The sequence below is a fragment of the Streptococcus suis genome, from assembly GCF_002964575.1.
Lineage (GTDB): Bacteria > Bacillota > Bacilli > Lactobacillales > Streptococcaceae > Streptococcus > Streptococcus suis_R.
Genome location: NZ_POQQ01000009.1, coordinates 1 through 7965, shown reverse-complemented (window position 1 = coordinate 7965; position 7965 = coordinate 1). Strand labels below are relative to the sequence as shown.

Below are 7965 nucleotides of genomic sequence, written 5' to 3'. Positions count from 1 at the left end.
AAAGCAAGACCATTGTCTGATGGAGCATACTGGAAAGTCAGATTGATAACTTTTTCTGTAAAGTCATCCCCGTAGCTGTCCACATACTGCTTGCTTTCGATAAAGTGGATGTAATTGTTCAGCTTTTCTTGAAGTTTGAGCAAGTGGTCTTGTTCAGTGTCAGGAAGCCATGCGTTCCCATCTGCTAATAACAGTTCTAGGTGACCGTCTACGATGCCGATAGAGTCGATGGTTGCTGTATCCAAATCATAGAAATTATTTTTTTCGGGTGTGATTTCATCAAACACAAGCGTCATAGCTGATTCCGACGTTCTTTGTTGGGCTTCGACAATAATCTTTCTTTTCTCAACATTGGTGAGTTTTTGATTATTACTCTCATAAACCATTGTAGAGGTATAAACATAGAATTTCCTACCTGTTAATAATTCTCCATCAGCAGTAACTATCATCCCATCATCTAATACAAATTTAATTTTTGAATTTGTTCCTGTAATTTCCATTTTTATTGACCTCTTTCAAATATTACTGTTTCTAAACCAGTCTTAGGATCAATTGTTGTAATTTTAGTTACCTTTGGATTGTTTTTTAATCGTGGCAACTCAATATTTTCCCAAATATTTCCTTCTCGTAACTCACTACCCACAACGGCTCTAACTTCCCCAGTTACTTGCTCTGCATAAACATCTGATGCTCTTTCCCAAGCATCAATGGTAGATGTATCTTCTATATTCCAATCTTTCATAATAATATTGGTATCTTTAATTGTTGACTCCAGTGTAACACCACCTCGACTTTTAGCAATATCTTTTGCGACATCCAGCCCCAAGTTATTATTTGATACTAATCCAATAGTAGATAGTCCGAAATCACCGTTTTCAAAGTATTAAGTTGTTCATTAATCTGTTTTCTTGACTCAAAATCATTTGTCCAATAATTTATATCAGAAAGACCTCCTCTTGGCGGGAACAATTGATTATAGATAGTCATTCTTTGTCTTTTAGTCAGGTTAGGAACAGAATTTTCTATTAATTCCTGCTCTAGATGTTTTAAATAATCTACTTGAACTTGTAAACCATTTATTTTAAACTTTTCAATTAAATAAATAAGTCCATTAATTGCATCAATTACTTCTTCTATCATAAAATTTGTACCTCTTAATACATTAAACCTTGAGAATACTATTGATTGATATACCATGAATCCAAAACTTCAACCCCTTCAATATTCCATGGCGAGTCAATAAAAATTTGAATTTTATCAAGACCTCCTTGATAAATCCCCCCTTGACTAGCTACTGGTCCATCATATATTGTAGTACCCTTAGGTATTTTAATTTTGTATACTTTATCAATAAGTGATTGTCCTGTATACACGCCATCTGGAGTAGTCCAAATATCTTTAACAGCAGTATCGATTCTAACTTGTGCCCTTGAAAATGGTGGTTCAGTTGTAAACCACTGCCCCATAGGATTATCCCACCTACCAGCTCTATACAACACTATATCATCATCTAACTCTATGGTGTTGTAACGTTCACCATAAAAATTACGATTTGGTCTTGAACTAAGTTCCGTTAGTGGCCCTGGATTTGTTGTCCCATTAAATTCGTAAGTGTATATATCATCATACTTTGATACCATATCCATTACAGTCAATTCATCTGCAACCGATGCAACCTTTAGAGTTTGTATCCCCGTCTTCTGCGACACGACATCAATCCGTGTGCCCTTAGGTATCTCAACACCGCCGACAAAGTCGCCCTTGCCTGCGCCGACAATGGTGCCGCCGTACTTGGACAGGTCCTCCAAGAGGTTCTAACGACTGATTTTCAAACCATTCTGGGCAGTTGTGTATTCCTGAATGCGGATGTCACCTGCCTCGTCAAAACCAATCGCATCCACTCGGATTTTCTGCTCAACGCCATCAACCGTCATCTTGATCGTGATGTTATTCTCGACCTTGCTGGCGATTTTACCAAACTCAACCGTTTGTAAGTCCACAAAGTCCTGACCCTGACGAGCGTTGAGCTGAATTTGTGGTAATAGCAGAGCGGCTCAACTTGTTTCAAAATGGATGTGAGAGATAACAACTCCAATTTCATTCCCACTCCTAGGCTCCGCTTTAAACCAAGTCTAGCCTAGCTTCTTATGTATCAATGAAGAATATTTCTACCCTCCCATTATACCAAAAAATCCAGACAAGGTAATCCTGTCTGGACTTAAAACTCTACTCTGGCACTACAACCTTCAACCGAATATCTGTTGGCTGTAGAACTTTTTGAACTTGCACAAGGAAAGCAAGACCATTGTCTGATGGGGCATACTGAAAAGTCAGATTGATAACTTTTTCTGTAAAGTCATCCCCGTAGCTGTCCACATATTGCTTGCTTTCGATAAAGTGGATGTAGTTGTTCAACTTTTCTTGAAGTTTGAGGAGGTGGTCTTGTTCAGTGTCAGGAAGCCATTCGTTCCCATCTGCTAGTAATAATTCAAGATGACCGTCCACAACGCCGATAGAATCAATACTTGTAGATTCTAATACAATATTCTTCAATCCAAACGGCGAAACATAATTATCAGGAAGCTGTCCCTCAGTTTTTATCCATAACGCTTCAGCTCTTGGCATTATTACTTCTAATTCCTCCTGAGTAAATAAATCCCTATTTTCTGGAATAATCACAAGAGAAGAAGGATGCTTTGTCAAAAAATCTTTTTTTGTTTTCCGTTTCTCTTCATCCGTCGGTGGCCAGCGACCGTTTTGGGCTTTCCAATTGACTTCCATTGCCGTCCTATTTCCCATTAGAAACTCATTAAAATCAGATTCTTTAATTTCAAAAACCCTTCGAACAGATGCGACTCCAAATTCCCCAAAAGTATAATACTTCCCATCATGCCTTCTAAAATCATAGTTTAGAGGAGCATCTATTTTTTCATAGGTGTCAAATTCATCCCAAGTAATATCTGTTAACGGCATATTAGTTCCCTCCTAGTGTTCTAAAAGTGTATTCACCCCACGGCACCTCATCAATTACAGCTTCTAGCATTCCACCGGGGTAGGTTTTCCCCCCAGGACGCCAAAATTCCTCAAATGCAGACGCTTCATTTCCGCTAGGTATTTTTAGATTATGAATAGAGTCTACTGGTATATCAATAACTACTGGAGAATCTCCTAAGTCCCCTGGATGCAAACCTAAAATCACCTCCAGTATCCGTGGATCACCATTACTAATATCAATAATTGTTTCACCAACATCCTTTGGCATAACAAATGCTACATGGTCCTTGTCACTTCCTATGGCTCCATTATTAAAGCCACCTACAACTGGAGTAAACCTTTGTATCTTTATGGCTCCATTCTCAAATTGTTGTTTATGAGCTTCAATAAATGCTGGACTATAAACATCTTCTACACTTGGACGATCACCTTTTGGAATAGCTAGTATTTCATCACTTGATATCCCCGCCAAATACTGTGCCTTCGGTGCATTGTCAGAAATTTCAAGTATTCGATTGATATCTTTTGTACTCAATCCAGCATCTTCGTATCTATTACGCAATTCGATTCGATGTGCATCGATATTGAAAGAAGCTGTCTTCTGCGACACGACATCAATCCGTGTGCCCTTAGGTATCTCAACACCGCCGACAAAGTCGCCCTTTCCTGCGCCGACAATGGCGCCACCGTACTTGGACAGGTCTTCCAAGAGGTTCTGACGGCTAGACTTCAAGCCACTCTGGGCAGTTGTATATTCCTGAATGCGGATGTTGCCTGCCTCATCAAAACCAATCGCATCAACGCGGATCTTCTGCTCAACGCCATCAACCGTCATCTTGATCGTGATGTTATTCTCGACCTTGCTGGCGATTTTACCAAACTCAACCGTTTGCAAGTCCACAAAGTCCTGACCCTGACGAGCGTTGAGCTGAATTTGGCTTGGGCTTGAAACTTCAATGTGAGAAAGTTGGCTTTGGAGTCCCTTAACAGAGCCCTCTACAATGCCTTCAAATGCTTTACCTCCGATGTAATTCAAGGTCGCATTCGCTGCATCACCCTGCAAAACTCCGCTACCCCATTGTAAGGCTTCCACACCCTCATCCGCATAGCCAGCCAACTTACCAATAGTCTGAACGGTCGTCGGAATTTGTTTACCTGCTCGCAAGGCACCTTGACCTGCCGCAAAGCTACCAAGAGTAGCCAATGTCACAACAGCCTCAGCACCAGCCCAGATACGCTCTTCCGTGCTCAACTGAGTACCAGTAATCAAGGTGTTACCTGTAATCGCAGAGTGGGCACCATCCGCAAAGAGGTACGCGCCACCTGCAAGTGCAAGCGGAAGGCCAGCACCTCCAGTCATAACCGTTCCTGCTGCTAGGGCAACGGCCGCCAAAATTTTGAGACCAGTATCAACCAAGCCTAAGGCTTCCTTGTTCTCCTCCTGCCAAGTGCTATTTTTGATTTGACTATAGTCTGACTCCAGAGTCGGATAGAACTCCTGAACCAACTCCGCATCACTCTTGGACTCCAACTCTTTGATTTGTTTATCCGTTAGTTGGTCGATCTGGCGGAGTGGTTAATAGCAGAGCTGCTCTCCTGTTTTCAAGAGTGAAGTAGGATGGGGTGATTCTAACTCCATCACATCCTCCAGCTCCGCTTTAAACCAATCCTAGCCCAGCTTCTTATGTATCAATGAAGAATATTTCTACCCTCCTATTATACCAAAAAATCCAGACAAAGTGACCCTGTCTGGACTTAAAACTCTACTCTGGCACAATAACCTTCAAGCGAATATCTGTTGGCTGTAATACTTTTTGAACTTGCACAAGGAAAGCAAGACCGTTATCCGATGGGGCGTACTGGAAAGTCAGATTGATAACTTTTTCTGTAAAGTCATCCCCGTAACTTTCCACATATTGCTTGCTTTCGATAAAGTGAATGTAGTTGTTCAACTTTTCTTGGAGTTTGAGCAAGTGGTCTTGTTCAGTGTCAGGAAGCCATGCGTTCCCATCTGCTAATAACAGTTCTAGGTGACCGTCTACGATGCCGATAGAGTCGATGGTTGCTGTATCCAAGGAAATGGGTTTACTTAAACTCCATAATGGAGAATAGTATTCGGGCGTTTCTCCCTGTTCTACATTGAATTTATTGGATGACACTGTTAAATCAAGCAGGCGCAAAAACTTATTTTTTGCTTCTTCAAAATCATTAAATTCATATTTTCCTCTAACGGATGCACGATCCAGTGTCGCATAAACTTGGTACACCTGATTGTTGTCATCAAAATCAATACGAACTTGCCACTCGTCTAGACTTTTGTCTCCTAAGATAGAATAGCGTAAGGTTTGATAATTACGACGTTCTATTTCTTCTTGTAGCAGTTGTCTTTGTTGCAATAAAACTGACATTAGTTAGTCACCTCCCTTAAAAAACCTAGCTTTTCATAAATAGAAACACTCGTACCCAGCTTAATCTGCTTTCCGCCACCTGCTCCGAATACCTCTGCGATTTCTCCGATTTGTGGGTTGTAAATATCCTCCGCGGAAAACTTATACCGTTCCATTTTCCCAAGCAAGTCGGTCTGTTCAGCCGGTGTCAATTTACTGAACGCCTCTTCATAATTCGCCTTATTAATATCCATAACTACTTCATATGTATGCTTCTGTTGATAACTTTCTGGGTAAGGCAATCCCCGGGATTCATATGGATACGAATCTCCATCAATAATTGGACTGACAAACGTTCCACCTGACTCGCCATATCGGTCCACCAACATTCCTGTTGTTAGATTTGCATCACTTGTTTTTGGAACCCCTGAGGAATCCACGACAAATCCATCTGTTCCTTTTGGCGGCCAATTAATGGTTCCGTCTGGTTTCAAATAATCCAGCGATCTAACAGGAAGGGGGTTCCCGTTAAAGTCTGTTGATTTAGACAGATAGGCAGTTTCCCCATTTTCTAAGGTGATTACCTCAAACGTGTTGCTATGCTTATCAATAACAATGTTATTCGTCTTCTGCGACACGACATCAATCCGTGTGCCCTTGGGTATCTCAACACCGCCGACAAAGTCTCCCTTGCCTACGCCGACAATGGTGCCGCCGTACTTGGACAGGTCTTCCAAGAGGTTCTGACGACTGATTTTCAAACCATTCTGGGCAGTTGTGTATTCCTGAATGCGGATGTTGCCTGCCTCGTCAAAACCAATCGCATCCACTCGGATTTTCTGCTCAACGCCATCAACCGTCATCTTGATTGTGATGTTATTCTCGACCTTGCTGGCGACTTTGCCAAACTCGACCGTTTGTAAGTCCACAAAGTCCTGACCCTGACGAGCGTTGAGCTGAATTTGGCTTGGGCTTGAGACTTCAATGTGAGAAAGTTGGCTTTGGAGTCCCTTAACAGAGCCCTCTACAATGCCTTCAAATGCTTTACCTCCGATGTAATTCAAGGTCGCATTCGCTGCATCACCCTGCAAAACTCCGCTACCCCATTGTAAGGCTTCCACACCCTCATCCGCATAGCCAGCCAACTTACCAATGGTCTGAACGGTTGTCGGAATCTCTTTTCCTGCTCGCAAGGCACTCTGACCTGCCGCAAAGCTACCAAGAGTAGCCAAGGTTACTACAGCCTCAGCTCCAGCCCAGATACGATCTTCCGTGCTCAACTGAGTACCAGTAATCAGGGTGTTGCCTGTAATCGCAGAGTGGGCACCATCCGCAAAGAGGTAGGAGCCACCTGCAAGTGCAAGCGGAAGGGCAGCACCTCCTGTCATAAGAGTTCCGGCTGAAAATGCCGCTATTGCTAGAAATTTGAGACCATTGTCAACCAAGCCTAAGGCTTCCTTGTTCTCCTCCTGCCAAGTACTATTTTTGATTTGACTATAGTCTGACTCCAGAGTCGGATAGAACTCCTGAACCAACTCCGCATCACTCTTTGACTCCAACTCTTTGATTTGTTTATCCGTTAGTTGGTCGGTCTGGCGGAGCTGCTCTCGAAGGTTCTTCACTCGGTCTTGATATAATGACTGGGCTGCTGGAATTGGACTGTTCGTTCCATCAAGGATGTCTGAAAGACTGTAATGTACCTGTCTGGTATGCGTTTGGGTCACATAGCCATAATGACTAGTATAGTTAGTAGTCGTATAAGTTTTCTCATACTTCCCCTTAGACATATAAGGATTCTTACTGCCATTCACTTCATTCAAACTTTGAAAACTCTTGTCTAAGCCCTTGGTAAACTTACTATCAATATTTTGGACAATATCCTTGTGAATCTTTCCAGCGCTTCTTAACATGCTATCGACACGGTCAACAGCCTGGCTAAAAGTAGAACTCGGCTTGCTTGCACCTAAACTAGCCTCACCACGAGAGCGATAGAGATGAGAAAGACCTTCCGACTGCACTGTTGAAGAGACCGAATCGATATCCCGCAACATAGCGACGACTCGACTCTTTTGAGAATCTAGCCAGTGGTTCTGCTCAAAATCTGAGCGATTCGTATAAAAACGTGTCATGATCCACCTCCTGAAGATGGTGTTGACTTCTTCATCTCACTCTGAATATACCTCACCGCCTCTTCTGGATGTTCTCGGATAAACCGCTTATCATCCGAACTGGTTGAAGGGCTGTTTAAAAACTGGTTGGTGATATGCACAGCCAGGGCTCTATCCATGTCCACCATTTTCTGATGAGTCGTTTCTACATGACGATAGAGGACCTCTGAAAGTGTCTTAAGTTCCTGGGCTTTCAACACATAGCGATAGAAACCATCATTTTTCCCAGTTGTATAAATCGTATGGAAGGAACCTTGGCTGGAAAAATTAGGAATTGTTTCAACCACTTGCTGAATCGTTTGCGTAATCTCTGTCGCCAACTCTGTAATGCGCAAAGCATGCAAGAGGGGTGATAAATTGCAGAGCTACTCTCCTGTTTTCAAGAGTGAAGTAGGATTGGGTGATTCTAACTCCAT

General features: G+C 42.4%; 10 protein-coding genes. All 10 read right to left on the bottom strand.

The annotated features are described in order from the left end of the window. Positions 1-500, bottom strand: a 500-nt coding sequence (locus tag C1E58_RS12280) for a DUF6572 domain-containing protein (protein ID WP_238142202.1), incomplete at its 3' end; no start/stop codon positions are given. A 2-nt stretch (positions 501-502) separates the two neighbouring features. Beyond that, positions 503-826, bottom strand: a complete 324-nt coding sequence (locus tag C1E58_RS00485) for a hypothetical protein (protein ID WP_238142201.1) — start codon at positions 824-826, stop codon at positions 503-505. 14 nt (positions 827-840) lie between these two features. After that, positions 841-1140 carry an ABC transporter gene (locus tag C1E58_RS00480; RefSeq protein ID WP_105208997.1) on the bottom strand — a complete coding sequence of 100 codons (300 nt, stop codon included), beginning with the start codon at positions 1138-1140 and terminating at the stop codon, positions 841-843. A gap of 38 nt (positions 1141-1178) precedes the next feature. Then, the gene (locus C1E58_RS00475; protein ID WP_193441725.1) at positions 1179-1646 is read right to left on the bottom strand and encodes a hypothetical protein; all 468 of its coding nucleotides are present in this window, start codon (positions 1644-1646) and stop codon (positions 1179-1181) included. A gap of 168 nt (positions 1647-1814) precedes the next feature. Beyond that, the gene (locus C1E58_RS00470) at positions 1815-2000 is read right to left on the bottom strand and encodes a hypothetical protein (RefSeq protein WP_105208996.1); all 186 of its coding nucleotides are present in this window, start codon (positions 1998-2000) and stop codon (positions 1815-1817) included. A gap of 226 nt (positions 2001-2226) precedes the next feature. Beyond that, positions 2227-2973: a DUF6572 domain-containing protein gene (locus C1E58_RS12275; protein WP_105208995.1), complete on the bottom strand. Its 747-nt coding sequence runs from the start codon at positions 2971-2973 to the stop codon at positions 2227-2229. A gap of 1 nt (position 2974) precedes the next feature. After that, entirely contained in the window at positions 2975-4525 is a 1551-nt protein-coding gene (locus tag C1E58_RS00460) for a hypothetical protein (RefSeq protein ID WP_153055804.1), read from the bottom strand. Positions 4526-4757: 232 nt separating this feature from the next. Next, entirely contained in the window at positions 4758-5402 is a 645-nt protein-coding gene (locus C1E58_RS00455; RefSeq protein ID WP_105208993.1) for an Imm59 family immunity protein, read from the bottom strand. Next, entirely contained in the window at positions 5402-7510 is a 2109-nt protein-coding gene (locus tag C1E58_RS00450; RefSeq protein ID WP_105208992.1) for a glycohydrolase toxin TNT-related protein, read from the bottom strand. The genes C1E58_RS00455 and C1E58_RS00450 overlap by 1 nt, the downstream gene beginning before the upstream one ends. Next, entirely contained in the window at positions 7507-7884 is a 378-nt protein-coding gene (locus C1E58_RS00445) for a hypothetical protein (protein WP_153055803.1), read from the bottom strand. Before C1E58_RS00445 ends, C1E58_RS00450 begins: the two co-directional genes overlap by 4 nt. Positions 7885-7965 lie beyond the last annotated feature (81 nt).